This window comes from Winogradskyella psychrotolerans (assembly GCF_018860545.1).
Lineage (GTDB): Bacteria > Bacteroidota > Bacteroidia > Flavobacteriales > Flavobacteriaceae > Winogradskyella > Winogradskyella psychrotolerans_A.
In genome coordinates this window covers 84,346-103,896 of record NZ_JAHKPN010000002.1, presented here as the reverse complement: position 1 = coordinate 103,896, position 19,551 = coordinate 84,346, and the positions used below count along the sequence as shown (strand labels likewise).

Annotated in this window: 10 protein-coding genes; 4 read left to right on the top strand and 6 right to left on the bottom strand. The window is 34.7% G+C overall.

Annotated elements, in window-relative coordinates; translation table 11 throughout:
- Positions 1-127 precede the first annotated feature (127 nt).
- The 4 genes from KO515_RS00430 (at position 128) to KO515_RS00415 (ending at position 13,177) form a co-directional block, all read left to right on the top strand.
- Positions 128-1,984 (top strand): cytochrome-c peroxidase, encoded by a 1,857-nt coding sequence (locus KO515_RS00430; protein ID WP_215934409.1) that lies wholly within the window; start codon positions 128-130, stop codon positions 1,982-1,984.
- A 1-nt stretch (position 1,985) separates the two neighbouring features.
- Positions 1,986-3,986 carry a cytochrome-c peroxidase gene (locus KO515_RS00425; RefSeq protein ID WP_215934408.1) on the top strand — a complete coding sequence of 667 codons (2,001 nt, stop codon included), beginning with the start codon at positions 1,986-1,988 and terminating at the stop codon, positions 3,984-3,986.
- A 303-nt stretch (positions 3,987-4,289) separates the two neighbouring features.
- A complete protein-coding gene (locus tag KO515_RS00420) occupies positions 4,290-12,197 on the top strand; it encodes a LamG-like jellyroll fold domain-containing protein (RefSeq protein WP_215934407.1) in 7,908 nt (2,635 codons plus the stop codon).
- A 71-nt stretch (positions 12,198-12,268) separates the two neighbouring features.
- Entirely contained in the window at positions 12,269-13,177 is a 909-nt protein-coding gene (locus tag KO515_RS00415) for a leucine-rich repeat domain-containing protein (protein WP_215934406.1), read from the top strand.
- A gap of 15 nt (positions 13,178-13,192) precedes the next feature.
- On the opposite strand, the gene KO515_RS00410 is transcribed toward KO515_RS00415, so the two are convergent.
- The 6 genes from KO515_RS00410 to KO515_RS00385 are packed head-to-tail and all read right to left on the bottom strand — an operon-like array spanning position 13,193 to position 19,427.
- Positions 13,193-14,497 carry a TRAP transporter large permease gene (locus KO515_RS00410; RefSeq protein WP_215934405.1) on the bottom strand — a complete coding sequence of 435 codons (1,305 nt, stop codon included), beginning with the start codon at positions 14,495-14,497 and terminating at the stop codon, positions 13,193-13,195.
- Positions 14,498-14,499: 2 nt separating this feature from the next.
- Complete coding sequence (locus KO515_RS00405; RefSeq protein ID WP_215934404.1) at positions 14,500-14,991, bottom strand: TRAP transporter small permease; 492 nt, start codon at positions 14,989-14,991, stop codon at positions 14,500-14,502.
- 2 nt (positions 14,992-14,993) lie between these two features.
- A complete protein-coding gene (locus KO515_RS00400) occupies positions 14,994-15,968 on the bottom strand; it encodes a TRAP transporter substrate-binding protein (RefSeq protein ID WP_215934403.1) in 975 nt (324 codons plus the stop codon).
- Positions 15,969-15,972: 4 nt separating this feature from the next.
- Positions 15,973-17,382, bottom strand: a complete 1,410-nt coding sequence (gene uxaC / locus KO515_RS00395) for a glucuronate isomerase (protein WP_215934402.1) — start codon at positions 17,380-17,382, stop codon at positions 15,973-15,975.
- An 18-nt stretch (positions 17,383-17,400) separates the two neighbouring features.
- Entirely contained in the window at positions 17,401-18,588 is a 1,188-nt protein-coding gene (gene uxuA / locus KO515_RS00390; RefSeq protein ID WP_215934401.1) for a mannonate dehydratase, read from the bottom strand.
- 11 nt (positions 18,589-18,599) lie between these two features.
- Positions 18,600-19,427 (bottom strand): SDR family oxidoreductase, encoded by an 828-nt coding sequence (locus tag KO515_RS00385; RefSeq protein WP_215934400.1) that lies wholly within the window; start codon positions 19,425-19,427, stop codon positions 18,600-18,602.
- Positions 19,428-19,551: the final 124 nt, after the last annotated feature.

Sequence of the window (19,551 nt, the reverse complement as noted above, 5' to 3'; positions counted from 1 at the left end):
TGTTAAAAGGTTTTAAAGCGCTGTACTTACAATTGTACAGCGTTTTTTATATAAACATTTCTTAACCTAGAGGTCACTACCAATTGATATAGCTCTAATACATTTGTTGACTTATAAATTTATGTAAATGATGAAATCAATATCACTTTTAAGATTTTTTTTAGGTATGAGTAGTGTCTTTACATTAGGTCTGTTTCTTTCTTTCAATTTCAAAAATAAAGAGGATTTACAAGACACTTTTATCAAGAATGAACTCCTTAAAACCTATAAGGTTTTTTCTGAGATGGATGCCATTGCAGAAATGTATCAAGGAGGAGAAGTTACCTATGAAGATTTAAAGCGGTCTGTTTCTAAGTCAAGATTACAATATAAAAGAATAGAGTTCTATTTAGCATATCATTACCCAGAATATGTTAAAAACCATATTAACGGAGCTCCTTTAATGCGTTTAGAGTTTGAAAATACAGCATCAATTTTAGAGCCCGAAGGTTTACAAGTGTTAGATGAATTAGTGTATTCGGAAGAAATATTAGATAATAGTCATACGATTTATGGACTTACCACACGATTAAAGAGTAAATATTTGACCTTGTATGATCGTCTTTATGATTATCCAATACAAAAGGAAAATGCCATAGATGTTATGCGTTTACAGCTGGTAAGAATTTATACGCTTGGGCTTACAGGTTTTGATACACCTGGGTCTTTAAATGCTATGGAAGAAGCAAAAATGTCTTTAAAGTCCATGCAGTCCTTTTTTAAAAGTTTGTATGGTGTTCAGCAATCGGAAGAAAACTATAACGTATGTGACACACTTTTTAGTTCCTCCATTACATTTCTAAATGACAATACTAATTTTGAAAATTTTGATAGATTACAATTTTTGAAGCAGTATTTAGATCCCTTGTATAAGGAGCTAAAATATTTTCAAGCAAAAGTTTTAGATAAAAATTTAGAACACATAAGCGGATGGAATAGAGAAAGCTTATCAATTTTCGATGCTAATTTTTTAAATCCTTACAGTTATACCGAACTAACCAAAAGTGAAGATAGTAAAGCACTAAAAAATCTTGGTGAAAAGTTGTTCTACGACGCGCGTATTAGTAGTGAAAATAATATGAGTTGCGCCAGTTGTCATCAGCCAGAAAAAGGATTCGCAGATGGGCTACCGAAATCAATGAGCAATATTAAAGGTAAAACGGTGTTAAGAAATGCGCCAACACTGCTAAATGCGGTATATGCAGATCGTTATTTTTATGATTTAAGAGCGTTTTCTTTAGAACAACAAGTAGAGCATGTTATTTTTAATCCTTCAGAATTTAATACAGCATATAGTTCAATTTTAGAAAAATTGAAAACTAAAGACCACGGATACCAAAAAGAGTTTGAAACTATCTTTGGAAAAAAAGGCATTACGCGTCAAAATCTTTCTAAAGCGTTAGCCTCGTACGTATTGTCATTAAGTTCTTTTAATAGTGAATTTGATAGATATGTTAGAGGTGAAATAGAAGACATATCAGAAGAAGTTAAGCAAGGGTTTAATTTGTTTATGGGAAAAGCCAATTGTGGTACGTGCCATTTTGCACCAACATTCTCTGGACTTGTTCCTCCTTTTTATAATGAAAATGAAAGTGAAATTCTAGGTGTTTTAAAAGAAGAAAATGAGCCAGTCAAAGGTGTCGATGCGGATAGAGGTCGGATTGTAAACGGCATTTATAAAGAAGAAGCCTGGATTTACGAAAAATCATTTAAAACAACGACCGTAAGAAATACATTGTACACAGCACCTTTTTTTCATAATGGTGCTTATAGTTCTTTAGAAGAGGTTGTAGAATTTTATAATCTAGGCGGTGGTGCTGGTTTGGGGTTAGAGGTTGTCAATCAAACCTTACCGTCTGACCCTTTGCTGTTAACAGAGCAGGAAAAGGAAAATTTAGTATTGTTTATGAAGGCATTGAGTGATAATCCAGCACTAAAACAATAACATGAATTTTAGCTTAAAAATGTTACGAAAACCATTGTATTTTGTGGTGTTATTAGCAGGTGTTGGTTTTGGACTGTTTGGATTTATTAATCAAGACAATAGCACCTATATCTCCAATGATTATAATGACTACTATAAAATATTTATAGATTCAGAATTAAAAAAATTAGAGCAACAAATAGATATTCTTAATACAATGGCTATAGGCTTAGACTCGTCTAAGAAATCTATAAAAAAAGTTCAAGACCAATGTCTAAATACCAGAAAAGCCTTTAAACGAATAGAAGGAGTTTTAACGTATTATTACCCAGAGCACATTAATGTTTATATTAATGGGGCACCCTTAGATCATGTATCTTCATTATCAACGAGTCAAGATTTTGAAAAAGGAAATTACTATTTAGGGTCTATAGAAAATTATAAAAATTCTGTACCCTTAGACATGTTAGAAGCAGGTCATTATAGTGGTGAGACATATAACATATTAGCACCTACAGGTTTACAACGCATAGACGAATTACTTTTTTCAGAAGAAGCATTTCGTTCTAAAGACGAATTATTAAAACTTACAACACAACTTAAAGTTACTTTCAAAATAGTACACCAATCAATGGCATTGAGGAAATACTATTTTAATTTCGAAATTATAGAATCGTCTCGATTAGATCTAGTTCGAGTATTAAGTAGAGGCATAACAGGTTTTGATACGCCTGGTTCTTTAAACGCTATTGAGGAAGCTTCTGCATCTTTATATGGTATAGAAGAAATTTTACAACCCTTAATTAATGTTAGTGAGAAGTATAGGTTGTCTTTAAGAAAATTATTTAAAGATGGACAACGGTTTCTTAAAAGACATCATAATTTTGAGACTTTTGATAGGTTGGTTTTCATAAAATCGTATTTAAATCCACTTTATAAAGAACTACTATTACTTCAACAAGAATTAGAGATACCTACGTCAGCAGAAAAATTTAACGAAACGCCATCATGGAATGCGCTAAGCGAAAATATATTTTCTGATGATTTTTTAAACCCTTATTATTATAGTCTTTTAAAAAAAGATGAGGATAGTCCGGAACTAAGACAGTTAGGAGAAAAACTTTTTTTTGATAAAACTTTAAGTAACAATAATACAATAAGCTGTGCAACTTGTCATGACCCAAAACTTGCGTATTCAGATGGGGAAAGAACGTCGAAAGCAGGTATTGTTGGAAAAAGATTAGATAGAAACTCTCCAACATTAATAAATTCAGTTTTTTCAGATCGGTATTTTTACGATTTAAGAGCTTTCGATTTAGAAGATCAAGCCGAACATGTTATTGATAATCACTTGGAGTTTAATACTAGTATTATAGCTATTGTAAAAAAACTGAATGCAGATAAAATTTATCAAAATAAATTTAAAGAGATTTATAATTCAGACTCCATAAATAGGTATCAATTTTCATCTGCTTTAGCATCATACGTTATATCCTTAAGTTCTTTCAATAGTGATTTTGATAAATACCTTCGTGGTGAAAGTTTTAACCTCAACGCCAATGTCAAAAGAGGTTTTAACTTGTTTATGGGCAAAGCTAATTGCGCTACTTGTCATTTTGCACCAACTTTTAGTGGTTTGATTCCTCCATTATTTCAAGAAAATGAAAGTGAAGTTTTAGGAGTATTACAAAGTCCTGGTTCATATGTTGTCGATACGGATTCTGGGCGTATAAAAAATGGGTTAAGTAAAGATCACCATCAAATTTTTAATAAATCGTTTAAAACAACGACAGTTCGTAATGTGGCCTTAACAGCTCCATATTTTCATAACGGCGCTTATACGACTTTAGAAGACGTTTTAGATTTTTATAATTTAGGGGGAGCACAGGGTATTGGCCTAGCTTACGAAGTGCCAAATCAAACTTTAGCTCCAGACCCTTTAGGTTTAACTGAAGACGAAATGGAAGATATCATAGCATTTATGAAGTCATTAAATGATGTTCCCAAATACTTTTCTAATTAAATCGTGTAATGTAAAACTACTGTAAACAAAAACAGACTTGATCTTAACCTTGGCTTTACGTGTTTTATAGTAAAAAATAAAACATAAGATATTGTTTTTTAGTTGCTTGTAGTGCTAGTTAGCTTTCTTTTTTAACTACTAAATATGTTTACATCATATATCTAAAAATTACTTATTAAACAACCGTTAAGTAATCAGTCAAACTTAACAATCACATTATTTTCTCTTAAGATTCAATCGGTTTACTCCATCTACTTTTGGGTATATATTTTTTAAAACACAAAAAAAATTAACACAACCAAAATGAAAAAAAGTTTACTATTTATTTTACTGTTTTTTTCTCTTTGTATGAGTTTTGGGCTTAAAGCTCAAACAGTCATACCGGGAGATTCTTTGGTGTTTGGCCCAATGTTTAGTCCTGTTTATGAAAACAAGGTTAGAGTATGGGTACTTACTAAAGATAACACAGGGTCAGGAGATGCACTTTCCTTATCCATGACGGGTTCTCAAGCTCAAGCAACAGAGTTGAGCGGCTCAGTTTTTAATTCTGACGACAGAATAGGATATTTCCTAAGGTCTTATGAATTTGATAATTTAACGGAAGGTGAAACGTACACTGCTAGTTTGCAAATTAACGGTAGTGCATCTGACAGAACCTCATCAATCACTAACGACCAAAATGTTATAGACAATTTTGAGTTTCTAGCAGGCGGATGCGGAAGAATTTATGATACGTCTCGCTGTGTAGACATTCCAGAATCATTAACACATATTAATGGTAATCCAGAGATGTTTAACCATATGGCTGCAGAAGATGCTGATCTTATGGTTTGGTTAGGTGATGCCACCTACCTTTTAGGATTGCAGCATGCAAATGGAGAGTGTCCAGACGCCATAGATGACTGGGCTAATAAAGATATGGCATTTGATCGTTACATGTTTTACAGACAGTTTCATGATCAATTAACTATGGCAATGCCACAATTATCTATTACAGATAACCATGATACCGGACCGAATGAGTTCGATAAAACAATGGCTACATTACCAGAAATGCGTGATATATTTAAGGACTGGTGGCCAAATCCTGAATATTTAGATACGGTAGAAGGAGAGGGTTTGTATTCTTCTTATGTATATAAGGATGTAGAATTTTTCTTAACAGATAACAGAAGTTATAGAGATGGCACTGCAGATCATTTTGGTGATGAGCAATTAGAGTGGTTAAAACAAGGACTGCTTAACTCAACAGCCACGTTTAAAGTTATTATAAATGGTACACCAACCTTTAGAGAAGTTGGAGGTAGAAACTTTAGTGTCAGTAATCAAGCTGATGAATTTCTAGAATTTATTCAAACCAATAATATTAATGGGATTGTCTCTTATTGTGCAGATATACACGATCAACGTTTTATGGTACGTGAAGGAGATACAAAATATCCTATGTACGATATTATGTCGGGTAATATCAATTCTGATATTGGAGGTAATGGTGAAGAAGGGAATTATAATGTAAATTATAGTGCTTCAAATGATATTCTTACAGGTGTGAAGCATGGATATGTGCGCACAAATGTGTATGGAGAAGAAGGCGATAGAAGAATAAAATTCGAATATGTTGGTTTTGATGGTGCTACTTTCTTTGAAGAAGTGGTTCATCAAGATATGTTAACGAGTCAAAATTCTGATGCACATAATTTATCTTTAGATTTTACAAATGCTGTTGTAGATAATTCAGAGTATAATCATGCACTAGAAGCGGCTAATTATAGTTTTGGAGACGATAAATATGCCAATGCAAACAGTGCTTTGGTGTTTTCTGAAAACACAGCACTTTCTGTACCAGCTTCAACAGCTTTAAATTTTTATGATAAAGCGTATAGCTTAAGTTTTTGGGTTAATCCAAGCAATTTAGCATCTAATGGAGCAACTATAGTTTCTGACGCTAATGCGACTTCAGGAGTTTCTTTCGGAATTTCTAATAACGGAAACTTAAATTATAAAGATCACGCTACAGGGGTTACACATGAGAGTAACTATAGTGTTTTAGAAAATAGCTGGTCGTACATCACTTGGAAATACGATAATGTAAGAAAAAAATTAACCTTATATTATAATGGGTTCTTAATTCAAACATGGAATAATGTATTGTCTCCTACAGCATCTTCTTCAGATTTTCTAATAGGAAATAATATTGAAGGCAAACAATTTTTAGGTAGCATTGATGATTTAGAGTTATATGCCAGACTAATTTCGGATAATGACATATTAGAAAATGCAGATGTAGAATCTAATCGTGGTGAGATGTTAACTTTATCAGGCGCACAGCAAACAGGAATTCCATCTGATATTTCTAATGCATTATTCGCAGATAATTTTACTGTTCAATTTTGGGCAAAATTAAATACAGATCCTGCAAGTAATGCGTCTATATTTTCTACTCATGGTAGAGTTGATAACAATTCTACAGGACTTTCTCTTGAATTTTCTGCTGATAATAAATTAAATGTCGTTGTAGGAACTAATGGTTCTGGTTGGAATAAGATAGACAACCAAGGTGATACTTGGACTGTTGGAGAATGGAATCATATTACTATATCTGCAGAAATAGGAGGAAACATTAAATACTACCTCAATGGTGTTTTTGTAACCGAAATGGCATATAACGGTTATCACCCTAATACGTTTGGTTTAGGATTTGGATATAGTCCTAATTACGGAAGTAATATCCAAGGTGATATAGATGATATCCGTATTTGGAGCAAAGTTTTAACATCTGATGAGATTGAGCAGTCTTTACATTATCCGTTAGTAGGTGATGAGACGGACTTAGAGTTGTATTACAATTTTACACCTGCAACCGAAGCCGCTACGACTATTACTAGTGCTGGAGCTGTAAATTATGAAATGAATATTACTTCTGCGGCATTAACATCTGGCACGGCTCCTTTAGGAAATATTCCAGCAATATATCGAGATTTTGTTTCAGGTAAATGGAGTAAGAATAATGGTAGTCTTAATAATGGTTTAAGTTTTGCTGACGACATTACCTTATTTACAAGTAATATTATAGTAGGTAAACAAGACGACATAGCTATTTCAGAAGTTCCAAATATGTCTGAGGTTCAATATTTACAAGGCGGATGGAAAATAGATCCTTTAAACACCCCATTTGCAACTTTTAAATTTAATTTAGAAGAAACTGTGGGAACAACATCTGCCAGTGCCATTTCAGCAGCTGCTGGGCATTATTATTTATTGAAGCAAAATGAAGGCGAAACCGAATTTACTATGGTAGATGAAGGTACGTTTGATGGTACTAGCATTAGTTTTTATAATGTTAATATTGAAGAATCAGTTTATTACTTAGCTTGGGAAGAAGGCGAATTTGTTCCAGGAAGAGGAGGTGCTTTAGCCTTGGTAGATGATCACGATGTGAAAATTCATTATACCTCACCTGAAATTATTTTAGGAGGTGCACATACCATGGAGCTTTGGTTAAACTTACCTGCTGATCCTAGTGAAAAACCTATTCTTTCTAACCATGGAAGAATTGAAGGGAATACTACAGGGTTTACTTTAGAGTTGGAGGATAACAATAGCTTAAGTGCGGTGTATGGAAATGGTTCTGGTTGGACGAAAGTTACTTCTGCAACAGTGCTTCAGATTGGCGAATGGAATCATATTGCTGTAAGTACCACACCTGGAGGTGAAGTGCAGCTTTATATTAACGGTCAATTAGAAGGAAGTACAGCATTTACAACTTATGCACCAAATAGTACTTGGGATTTTGCCCTTGGTCGAAGCTTAGGATACGGAAAGCAAGTACTTTTGTTAGCCGATGAATTTCGTATGTGGTCAGAAGCGCGTTCACAAGAAGAGATTATTTCGGGTATGCATAGTGTATTAGATATAACGGATGAAAATCTACAGTTTTATTACACTTTTGATCAAGATGATAATGGAGTATTAGAGAACAATGGTATAAATGTAAGTGAAGTTAATTATACTAATGCATCTATTATAGCCGCTACGAGTCCTGTTGCAGAATCTATTGTAGATTTTGAAGATGTTATAGCTGCAAGTTGGAGTTATACGAGTGAGACTACAAGTGGTATGTTTGTAGATGGAACCATTAGTAGCTTCATAGAAAACATCGTTTTTGGTAGAGATAGTAATAATACAATATTAGACTTACCAAATGCTATAGAGGAAGATACACATTATATAGCTGGTGGGTGGAATGTTAATGCTATGAATATCACCACCACTGATATCGCAATTGATTTGTCTGCCGTTTTTGAAAATGTAGAAATGATTACGGCGACGGTTGGAGAATACATCTTAATTAAAGGAGATCCTCAAGTAGCCTATGAAGTTGTAGCTTCTACTGATACAACAACTGATAATGTCGTAACTTTTAATGATGTTGAGATAGGTAATGGTGTTTATTACATAGCTTATCAAGTTGATACCGCAGCGGCAATTCTTGCTCAAGGTGGCGCCTTTAATCTTGAAGGTGGTCATCAAGCTCAAATACCTACAGCTGATATAGAAGCTGTTTTAGCAGGCGATTTTACAATTGAACTGTGGACTAAATTAACGGAGGATCCAGGTAGCAACGTGCCACTATTATCTAACCATGGAAGAATTGATGATAACACAACTGGTTTTTCATTAGAACTGCCTACTAATAATTCTGTTAATGCTGTGTTTGGTACTAATGGTTCTGGCTGGAATAAAGCAGAGTCGGGAGATGCATTAACTATTGGCGAGTGGAACCATATAGCAGTTACAGTGTCACTTCTAGATAGTGAATTAAAACTTTATGTAAATGGCAAATTAAAAGCAACTAATGCTTTTGATGCTTATGCACCTAATAGCACTTGGGATTTTGCCTTAGGCAGAACTATTAATTACAATGGCGAATCAAATTCTATTATGGATGAATTAAGAATTTGGAGCAAAGCTAAAACTCAAGACGAGATTGTAGCAGAGATGCATCAAACACTTCTTGATTCAGATGTAGACTTAGCATTTAACTATACGTTTAATCAAGACGATAGTGGATACCTTGTAAATTCAGGTAATACAGTATTAGAAGTTGCATATACAGATGCAGATATTGTTCCTGCTACAAGTCCGGTACGTGTTGCTGAAGCACCGTTTACTAATCAAATTGTAGGAAGTTGGAGTTATAAAAATGATGATTCTAACGGAATGTATTATGCTGAGGCTATCACTGATTTCAATAGTAATATTGTGTTTTCTAAGGAAACGGGTAATGACGTATTACCAACCGCAGAGGCTTCAGAGACTAATATTTTATATCTAAATAGTCGATGGAAAATAGACCCTTTATTTATGGCTTCAGGATCTGTTAAGGTCGATGTATCCAAAGTATTTGAGAACTTAAATCAGGTAGAGCTTATTGCAAATGAATATTATTTATTATCTGGAGATCCTTCAGCCACTGTAGAGATAGTAGCAACAGGAATTAAGGAAAATAATATCGTTATTTTTAATGAGTTAGCATTTGATGAAGGACAACCATTATATTTAGCTTGGAAAAATATTAATGAATATCCTACAGGAAGCTTTCCTATTGTATCTGGAGGGTTATGGAAATACAATGACTTAGGGCAAGATATAGGAACAACTTGGACTGCATCAATGTTTGATGATAGTTCTTGGTTATTTGGAAACGCTATTCTAGGTTATGGCGATGGTGTAGAAAGTACTACGTTAGATTATGGTACAGATGCTTCCGCAAAACACCCAACTTATTATTTCCGTCATATTTTTAATGTAGAAGATGTGGATGCTATTGGTAACCTTGTTTTCAATATGATGTATGATGATGGTGTTATTGTTTATGTTAACGGAACCGAGGCTTTTCGATTAAATATGCCTGAAGGTGATGTTACATATGATATGTATGCTTCAGGAGAAATAAGTGGAGATGCAGAAAGTGCTTGGACAACAATGCAAACAGCTAATTTACTTCAAAATGGAGAAAATGTTATAGCGGTAGAGGTACACCAAAATAACGGCACAAGTTCAGATGTTCGTTTTGATATGGAAGTAGATTATGAGTTACCACCACTTGAAGTAACTAATTATCCTGTACACAAAGATGAACAATGGTATGTTTTAGATGAAGGTACCGATTTAGGAACAGATTGGTTAGCTTTAGACTATAATGTGATTCCTTGGAACAGAGGTTTTGCGCCTTTTGGCTATGGAGATCCTGTAAATACAGAAGTAGCTTACGGTCCTGATGCCAGTAATAAATACATCACCACCTATTACATAAAAGATATTGAAGTGTCTTTAAGTGAATTAAGTGATATGTTAGAATTAGGACTACGTAGAGATGACGGTGCTATTATTTATATTAATGGTGTAGAGGTATTACGTAGCAATATGCCTACAGGAACTGTAGATTATTTAACTACTGCAAGTAGTGCTATTGATGGTATTAGTGAAAATATCTACTATACGTCTACGGTTGCAAAAGAGATGTTTGTAGAAGGGGTTAACCGCATTGCGGTAGAAATTCATCAAGCAAATGCTTCAAGTTCAGATACACGTTTCGATTTATATATTCAGAATACACAAGATTTAGCGATAGATTGTGACGAGGAACACATCAGTTGTTTAACGTCTATAACACCAACTTCACAAACAAGTAACTTAATTTTATCCCCTGAGCATAATTTTCAGGTCGTTATGAAAGAAGGTGACCCGTATTCACTAGGAGGTGGTAATATGCCAGGTACTAATGACTTTACAGCTTATGTAGCTATTGAAGGGAGTAGTGAAGAAGGGTATTTATCTGTAAATCATGAAAACACACCTGGTGGAGTATCTATCTTAGATATTAATCTAAATACAACTACCCAACTTTGGGAAGTTGATGAAAGTCAGTCAGTAGATTTTTATGGTACAGATTTAGTAACTACAACACGTAACTGTTCTGGTGGTATCACACCTTGGGGAACCGTAGTTACAGCGGAAGAAAGTACAAATTCTGGTGATGTCAATGGCGATGGCTATGAAGATGTAGGTTGGTTAGTCGAAATTGATCCTGTAACAGCTTCTGTTTTAGATTATGATAACGATGGCCAAAAAGATAAGTTATGGGCAATGGGTAGAATGAATCATGAAAATGTTGTTATTACCGATGATGGAACTACAGCTTATTACGGAGAAGATGGCGGTACACATTGTGTTTATAAATACGTAATGGATACACCCGGTGATCTTACAGAAGGAACAGTATATGTTTTAAATATGGATATTGCCTTATCTGGCAACGACCCTAGTTCTTCAACAGGAACTTGGATTGAAGTTCCAAATGACACACAGTCCGATAGAAACAACTTAAGCACTATTGCTGGTAATCTTGGAGGTACAGCTTTTAATGGTGTTGAAGATGTTGAAATTAATCCAATAACCGGTAAAATTTATTTTGCTGCTAAAGGTTTAAGTCGTGTGTACAGATTTACCGACAATGGAGTGACCTTAAGTGATTTTGAAACCTTTGTAGGTGGAATGAATTATGATGTAACTTCAGAGAATGGGACACAGTCAGAAGCTTGGGCAGACGGTAATGATAACTTAACTTTTGATGACAAAGGCAACCTTTGGGTACTTCAAGATGGAGGTAAAAATTACATATGGGTTGTGCGTCCAGATCATACGCAAAGTAATCCAAATGTAGAGTTGTTCGCTTCTATGCCTTCTGGGGCTGAACCTACCGGTTTAACATTTACACCAGATTATAAATATGGTTTCTTTTCAGTGCAACATCCAAGTGGAAGTAATACATCGCAAGTAGATGCCAGCGGAAATGAGATCACATTTAATGCCTCTGCAACTATTGTATTTGCTTTAAATGATAATATTGGTGAAGAAGAGCCATTGAGTATTATTGATCAAAAGCTTATTAAAAATATAAGTTTATATCCTAATCCTACAGAAGGCAACGTAACATTACAATTCCCAGCTTCTTTAGTAGATAAAAGGGTAAGTGTAGAAGTTACTGATGTATTAGGTAGAACTTTAATTAACTATAATAATTTAAGTGTTGATGACAATCACCAGATATTGCTAAACTTAGGAACGTTAAAGGCAGATAATCAAGTCCTTTTGTTAACGGTTATTGCAAATGATGTGAAGCAACAATTTAAAGTGTTGTTGAAGTAAATTACAATTATATATATTAATAATTATAGAAGCAGACAATTTTGTCTGCTTCTATTTATATACACTAACTTATGATACGTTATACCGTTTTAGTTGCTATTTTTAGTTGGTTTGGTGTGGTCCAATCCCAAAATGCAAATCCTAAAGTTACTAGAGTGTTTAATGCCATAGAACTGGCTAATAAAGAAGCCAATAATGTAGAGCAATTAAGTTTAAGAGATCAGCATTTATTTAACATGCCCAAAGAAATAGGAGACTTTAAATCGCTCATATTTTTAAATATGATGGGTAATAGTTTAGAATCTTGGAATTATGATATCTTTAAATTAAAGCATTTGGAAGTCTTAATTGTAAAGCAAAATGAATTGAAATTTCTTCCAGAAGATATTTCTGAGTTTAAAAAATTAGTTCGTTTCAATATCGCTGCTAACAAGATTACAGCAGTCCCAAAAACAATTGGCGAATTAACTAAATTGAGATTTTTACATATGTCGTTTAATGATATAACATCGTTACCAAAAAACATAAGCGCTTGTGAAAGTTTAGAAGTGTTAGAGGTAGATCATAATCAATTGCGGTTTTTACCGAAAGAACTTTCTAATTTAAAAAAATTAAATGCCCTCAATTTAGGTTATAATCAGTTTTATGAATTTGATTCGGATTGGTTATTGATAAACAATTTAAAGACTCTTAATTTAGAGCACAATAGTCTTAAGGCACTTCCTGCTGAAATCTCTAAATTATCCAATTTAGAAACGCTTATCATCAATGATAATAAATTAAAAGAACTTCCTACAAGTTTGGTTTCGCTTTCTAAATTAGAATTATTAATATTATCAAATAATGCATTGACAGCGTTACCAAATGATTTATCAAAATTAAAACATTTGAAGACCTTAATTTTAAAAGGTAATCATTTTCCAAGTGAGGAAATTGAAAGAATAAAAAATGAATTACCTAACTGTAATGTTTTTTGGTAATGCTTTTTTTATTTTTTACAAACCAAACAGAGTAGGCAAAAACATTGATATTTCTGGGATATAAGTGATAAGTAGCAGTACAGCAATCATAATTAATAAAAACGGCAGTAACGGTTTTATAACTTTTGAAACGGAAATCTTGGCCACTCCACTACCCACAAAAAGTATGGTGCCTACAGGTGGTGTACATAAGCCGATACAAAGGTTGAGTACTAAAACAATTCCAAAGTGAACCGGATCCATGCCTAAAGCGACAACTACTGGTAGAAAAATAGGGGTAAAAATTAAAACAGCAGGTGTCATATCCATAAAGGTGCCTATGATTAATAGAACTAAATTGATGACTAAGAAGATGACAATTTTATTGCTGAATTGTTCGAGTAAAAAACCACTAATCAATTCTGGGATACCTTCAAAAGAAAACAGCCAAGACATCGCCATAGACGTACAAATTAAAAACATAATAACAGCCGTAGTCTTAGCGCTTGTTAATAATATGGCAGGAAAATCTTTGAAGTTAACATCACCATAAATTAAGGCCAATACACCAGCATATAAAACCGCAATAGCAGAAGCTTCAGTAGCCGTAAATACACCTGAAACAATACCGCCAACCACAACGACTAATAGTAAAAGACTGAAAAAAGCTTTCCTGAAATAGGTCCAAATTAAAGCTAATGGCACACGTTCCCCTTTAGCAAATTTTCGAGTTATAGCGACAAAGGCTATGTAAGCCATCAAAGCTACACCAAGCAAAATACCAGGTAAATAACCCGCGATAAATAAGGCCGCTACAGAAGCGGTACCACCACTTGCTAAAGCGTAAACAATTAAGATATTACTGGGCGGAATCAACAAGCCTGTTGTTGATGAGGTAATATTTACTGCAGCACAAAATGCTCTTGGGTAACCTTCCTTTTCCATAGGGTCCGTCATGATACTTCCTATGGCCGAGGTTGCGGCTATGGCTGACCCTGAAACAGCACCAAATAACATAGACGATAAAACGTTCACATAAGCCAAACCACCAGGTAAACTGGCCACTAAAGACTTCGCAAAATTAATAAGCCGATTGGCAATACCACCTTGTTTCATTATTTCGCCAGCGAGCACAAAAAACGGAATGGCTAAGAGCGCAAAACTATCGATTCCGGTGGTCATACGCTGCGCGATGGTGGTTAGGCCAGGCATTTTATCAATGTTGAGTAGTAAACTCAATGTAGTAGAAATTCCTATACTATAAGCCACAGGAACTTTTAGCATTAACAACACAAAAAAGCTAACAAATAAAACGAGGATACTGATGACTTCTATACTCATAGTTAATCGGTTATGTCGTTAGTGTTGATTTTTATAAAATGATAAATTGAAAAACACATCATAAGCAGTCCACTAGCAGGTAAAATGGCATAAATATAGCCCAGAGGAATACGTAAGGTTCCTGATAACTGCTCTAAATGCAGCGTGGTGTAAACCAAATTAATTCCGCCGATAACCATAATACAAAGCGCGAATAAAAACACACAGATTTCAATAAACATCAGTGCTTTTTTCTGAGATTTAACACCCATTTTCTGATAGAGAAAATCCATAGATAAGTGTTCGCGTTTGGCACTGAGATAAGCGGCACCTAATATTGATAACCAAATCAGAGAAAAACGGGCTAACTCTTCTGTAAAGGTGAATGAGGTATTTAAAATATAGCGTGAAAAGACTTGTAGTAGCACATCTATAACTAATAATCCGAAAATAGAAATCAATACCATTTCCATGAATTTGCATACTTTAGTGAAAAGAATATCTGCCGTTTTCATACCTATTGCTTTTGAATGTTATTGACGATGGAACGCATTTCAGGATGGTCTTTCATAAAGTTTTCTAAGACCAATTTAGAGCGTTCTTGAAACAAAGATTTTTCAGGAATAATAACTTCTACACCAGCGGCTTTTGCAACGGCCATAGATTCTTCAACCGATGCATTCCAAAATACTTTTTGAGCTTGAGCGGATACGTCAGCAGCCTCTTGAACCCATTGTTTTTCTTGTTGGGATAATTTGTCCCAAAACTTAGTACCAATAAGTAATACATCAGGAATGGAAGCGTGTTCGTCAATTGTGTAATACTTACTAACCTCATAATGATTAGAGGACACAAAGGATGGGGCATTATTCTCGGCGCCATCAACCACACCTTGCTGCATGGCGGTATAGAGTTCACCAAAAGCTAAAGGTGTTGCCGAACCTCCCATGCTATTAATCATATTAATGGCCATTTGGTTGTTCATCACCCGTATTTTCAATCCTTTTAAATCTTCGGGTGTTCTTATGGCTTTTTTAGTCGTGTAAAAATTTCGGCTTCCAGCATCGTAATAACATAAACCACGTAACCAAAATTGACTTCCTTTTTCTAAAATCGATTTTCCTACGTCGCCTTCTAAAATATCAAATTGATGTTGCTTGTTTTCAAATAAATAAGGAATACCAAACACGTGATACTCGGGTACAAAATTAGATAAGGTGGCGGCACTTACTTTGGTAATAGCCACACTTCCTATTTGTAATAATTCGAGGACTTCTCGTTCTGAACCCAGTTGACCATCAGGAAAGATTTTGACATCTAATTTACCATCAGATTTTAATCGTAAGGCTTTCTGAAATTCTAAAATACCTTTGTGAACCGAATGCGTTTGTGGCATATTGTGCGCCAAATAGAGCGTCTTAGTGGCTTTTTCTTCTTTGCAACTTTGTAGCGAGACGATGAATATTAAGACAAAAAACAAATGGTTTTTCATGGTATTAATTTTCAAAATTGAAATAATTCACAGCGTTGTTATAACAAATATCTTGAATCATTTTACCAAGAAATTCTATATCATTAGGGACAAGTCCGTTTTTAAGATCCTCAGCGATTAAATTGCATAAGATGCGTCTAAAATATTCGTGTCTTGGGAAAGATAAAAAACTACGACTATCTGTTAGCATACCCACAAACCGACTTAACAAGCCCATGTTTGAAAGTGTGTTTAACTGTTTTTCCATGCCGTCTTTTTGGTCTAAAAACCACCAACCAGAACCCCATTGCATTTTCCCAGGAATGCCTGCTTCGCTATAATTTCCCATCATGGTGGCAAAGACTTCGTTTTGAGAGGGATTTAAATTGTAGGTTATGGTTTTTGATAATGAGTTTTCAGCATCTAATTGATTAAATAATTTAGACATGGCTTGTGCCTGACTAAAATCGCCAATAGAATCGACGCCAGCATCCAAACCGACTTGCGCCAATAATCTACTATTATTGTTTCGTAAAGCTCCTAAATGAAATTGTTGCACCCAACCTTTGGTGTGATACATTTTACATAATTCAAATAAGATACAAGAGGCAAATATATTTGCTTCGTCTTTAGTGATTTCTGTTTGAGATAAACGCTTTTGAAAGATAGCATCTGCTACGTCCTTAGTAAAATCGAAAGCATAAATTTGCTCTAATCCATAATCTGAAAGTCGGCAACCTAAGGCATCGAAAAAGTCCACTCTATTTTGAATGGCTTCAAGTAATTCTGACAAGTTGGTAATAGAAAATTTAACGCGAGAGGCTAATTTTTCAATATAAGGGACAAAACCTTCAGCTTCAATTAAGATTAAATTATCGGGTCTAAAGGTTGGTAAAACTTTAGTGAAAAATCCTTTTTTAGCAATGGTTTTATGATGTTCTAAAGTATCTGTTGGGTCATCTGTAGTACAAATCACTTCAACCTTCATTTGTTCTAAAAGTTGTGCTGGTGTTTTGTGTTCTAAGCTGGCATTTGCTTTCTCATAAATAGTTTTTGCCGTTGAGGGTTGCAAAAGCTCGTCGATATTAAAATAGCGTTTGAGTTCTAAATGTGTCCAGTGAAATAAAGGATTTCTTAGGGTATAAGGCACGGTTTCGGCCCATTTTACAAACTTCTCTTTTGGGCTTGTTTCATTGCCTGTTATAAAGGCTTCTTCAATACCATTGGCGCGCATTGCTCTCCATTTGTAATGGTCGCCATACAACCAAGCTTCGGTGATATTTTTGATGGGTTGGTCTTCAGCAATGTGCTGTGGCGACAAATGATTGTGGTAATCAATTATTGGTAATTCTTTGGCATATTGATGATACAGTGTTTCTGCAACATCCGATTGCAATAAGAAATTAGCGCCTATAAAAGGTAATTTACTAGTCATTCTGAAAAGTTTTCTATGTTATAATGAACGTCTAATACCGAGTTCTAAACCTCGTAACTCAGCCAAACCTCGTAAACGTCCAATACCTGAATAGCCTGGATTAGTTTTCTTTTTTAAATCATCTAACATTTTATGACCATGATCAGGTCTAAAAGGCATTCTAGTGTCCTTACGACCGGTTTCAATACGCTTCTGTTGTTCTTTAATTAAGGCTTTCATCACGGCGTACATATCGACGTCACCATCTAAATGGTCGGCTTCATGAAAATTCCCTTCTGCATCACGTTTTGTAGCCCGTAAATGAATAAAGTGAATACGCTCACCTAAGCGTTCTACCATACCTGCTAAATCATTATCCGCTCTAACACCAAAAGAACCTGTGCAGAAGGTTAGTCCGTTATTATGAGAAGGTACAGCCTCGTATAAATCAACAATATCTTGTTCTGTTGAAACCACTCTTGGTAAGCCTAAAATTGGAAACGGTGGATCATCCGGGTGAATACACATTAACACTCCAGCTTGTTCTGCAGCCGGAATAATTTCTGATAGAAATGAAAATAAATTCGCTTTTAATTCTTTTGGACCAATGTTATTATAAGTTGCTAAGATGGCATTAAATTCTTCTAAAGTATAACCTTCTTCAGCACCAGGTAAACCGGCAATTATATTCCGGATCAAGGTTTTTTGTTCATCAGCAGAAGCCTGCTTCAAAAAGTCAGTAGCATGTTGTTTTAGAGCATCCGAATAGTCATGTTCCGCACCAGGTCTTTTTAATAGATACAATTCAAAAGCAGCAAAAGCAGCAGCTTCAAAACGTAATGCGGTTGATCCATCTGAAACTTCATAGTCTAAATTGGTTCGAGTCCAATCTAAAACGGGCATAAAATTGTAGCAAACCGTATCGATACCACAAGTTCCTAAATTTAGTAAGGTTTGTTTGTAATTATCAATATATAACCGATAATCGCCCGTCTTGGTTTTGATATTTTCATGAATAGGCACAGACTCTACAACTGACCATGTAAGTCCATGACTTTCTATAGTCAATTTTCTTTTGTTGATGTCTTCAACGGTCCAAACCTCTCCATTTGGAATATGATGTAATGCAGAAACTATTCCTGTAGCTCCTGCTTGTTTTATATCTGCTAAAGAAACAGGGTCATTTGGTCCGTACCAACGCCATGTTTGTTCTAAATTTTGTTTCATCTTTTATATTTTTAAACGCCACTATAGGCTGAAAATCCACCATCAATTGGTACTACAACTCCTGTTACAAATTTTGAACCTTCACCACATAGCCATAATGTTGTGCCTATTAAATCTTCAGGTTCACCGTAACGACTCATTGGTGTTTGGTCAATGATTTGTTGGCCTCGTTGTGTTAAACTTCCATCTTCATTAGTTAATAATGTTCTATTTTGGTCTGTTAAGAAAAACCCTGGTGCTAAAGCATTAACACGGATACCGACTTTAGAAAAGTGCACCGCTAACCATTGTGTAAAGTTAGATACAGCGGCTTTCGCACCACTATAAGCAGGTATTTTTGTTAATGGTGTAAACGCATTCATAGAAGAAATATTTAAAACAGAACAGTCTTCTCTACCAACCATATCTGTAGCAAAAACTTGTGTAGGAATTAAAGTTCCTAAGAAGTTGAGGTTGAATGTAAACTCAATGCCTTTTGGGTCTAAATCGAAAAACGTTTTAAAACCCTCAGTGGTATTAATTAAGTCTTCCGTTTCTAAAAAGGGGTTAGAAGTAGTGCCTAAAGGATGATTTCCACCAGCGCCGTTCACCAAGATATCTACTTTACCAAAAGTCTTATTTACAATTTTCTTAGCAGCTATTAGTGAATCTTTTTCTAAAACATTAGCCGTAACTCCAATAGCTTTTCCACCAGAAGCATTAATTTCATCTGCGACTTTATCTGCTGCTTCTTTTCTTAAATCTAAAACAGCAATGCTGTTTCCTTGATTTGCAAGAGCTACGGCTAAAGTGCTACATAAAACGCCTCCTGCTCCTGTTAATACGATTACTTTATTCATTATTGAGTCTCTTAATTGTTTCTAGTTAGTGTTTTTCGTGTGCGTACACACAAATATAATAATACAATTTTGTGTGCGCACACAAAATTGTATTTAATTTACTAAATTGCCATTATTTAAGAGC

Bases quoted from the DNA above. Each gene is read 5' to 3' on its own strand.
- KO515_RS00405 (WP_215934404.1), bottom strand. From the start codon at position 14,991: ATGAAAACGGCAGATATTCTTTTCACTAAAGTATGCAAATTCATGGAA.
- KO515_RS00400 (WP_215934403.1), bottom strand. From the start codon at position 15,968: ATGAAAAACCATTTGTTTTTTGTCTTAATATTCATCGTCTCGCTACAA.
- KO515_RS00415 (WP_215934406.1), top strand. From the start codon at position 12,269: ATGATACGTTATACCGTTTTAGTTGCTATTTTTAGTTGGTTTGGTGTG.
- KO515_RS00385 (WP_215934400.1), bottom strand. From the start codon at position 19,427: ATGAATAAAGTAATCGTATTAACAGGAGCAGGAGGCGTTTTATGTAGC.
- KO515_RS00425 (WP_215934408.1), top strand. From the start codon at position 1,986: ATGAATTTTAGCTTAAAAATGTTACGAAAACCATTGTATTTTGTGGTG.
- KO515_RS00420 (WP_215934407.1), top strand. From the start codon at position 4,290: ATGAAAAAAAGTTTACTATTTATTTTACTGTTTTTTTCTCTTTGTATG.
- KO515_RS00430 (WP_215934409.1), top strand. From the start codon at position 128: ATGATGAAATCAATATCACTTTTAAGATTTTTTTTAGGTATGAGTAGT.
- KO515_RS00410 (WP_215934405.1), bottom strand. From the start codon at position 14,497: ATGAGTATAGAAGTCATCAGTATCCTCGTTTTATTTGTTAGCTTTTTT.
- uxaC (WP_215934402.1), bottom strand. From the start codon at position 17,382: ATGACTAGTAAATTACCTTTTATAGGCGCTAATTTCTTATTGCAATCG.
- uxuA (WP_215934401.1), bottom strand. From the start codon at position 18,588: ATGAAACAAAATTTAGAACAAACATGGCGTTGGTACGGACCAAATGAC.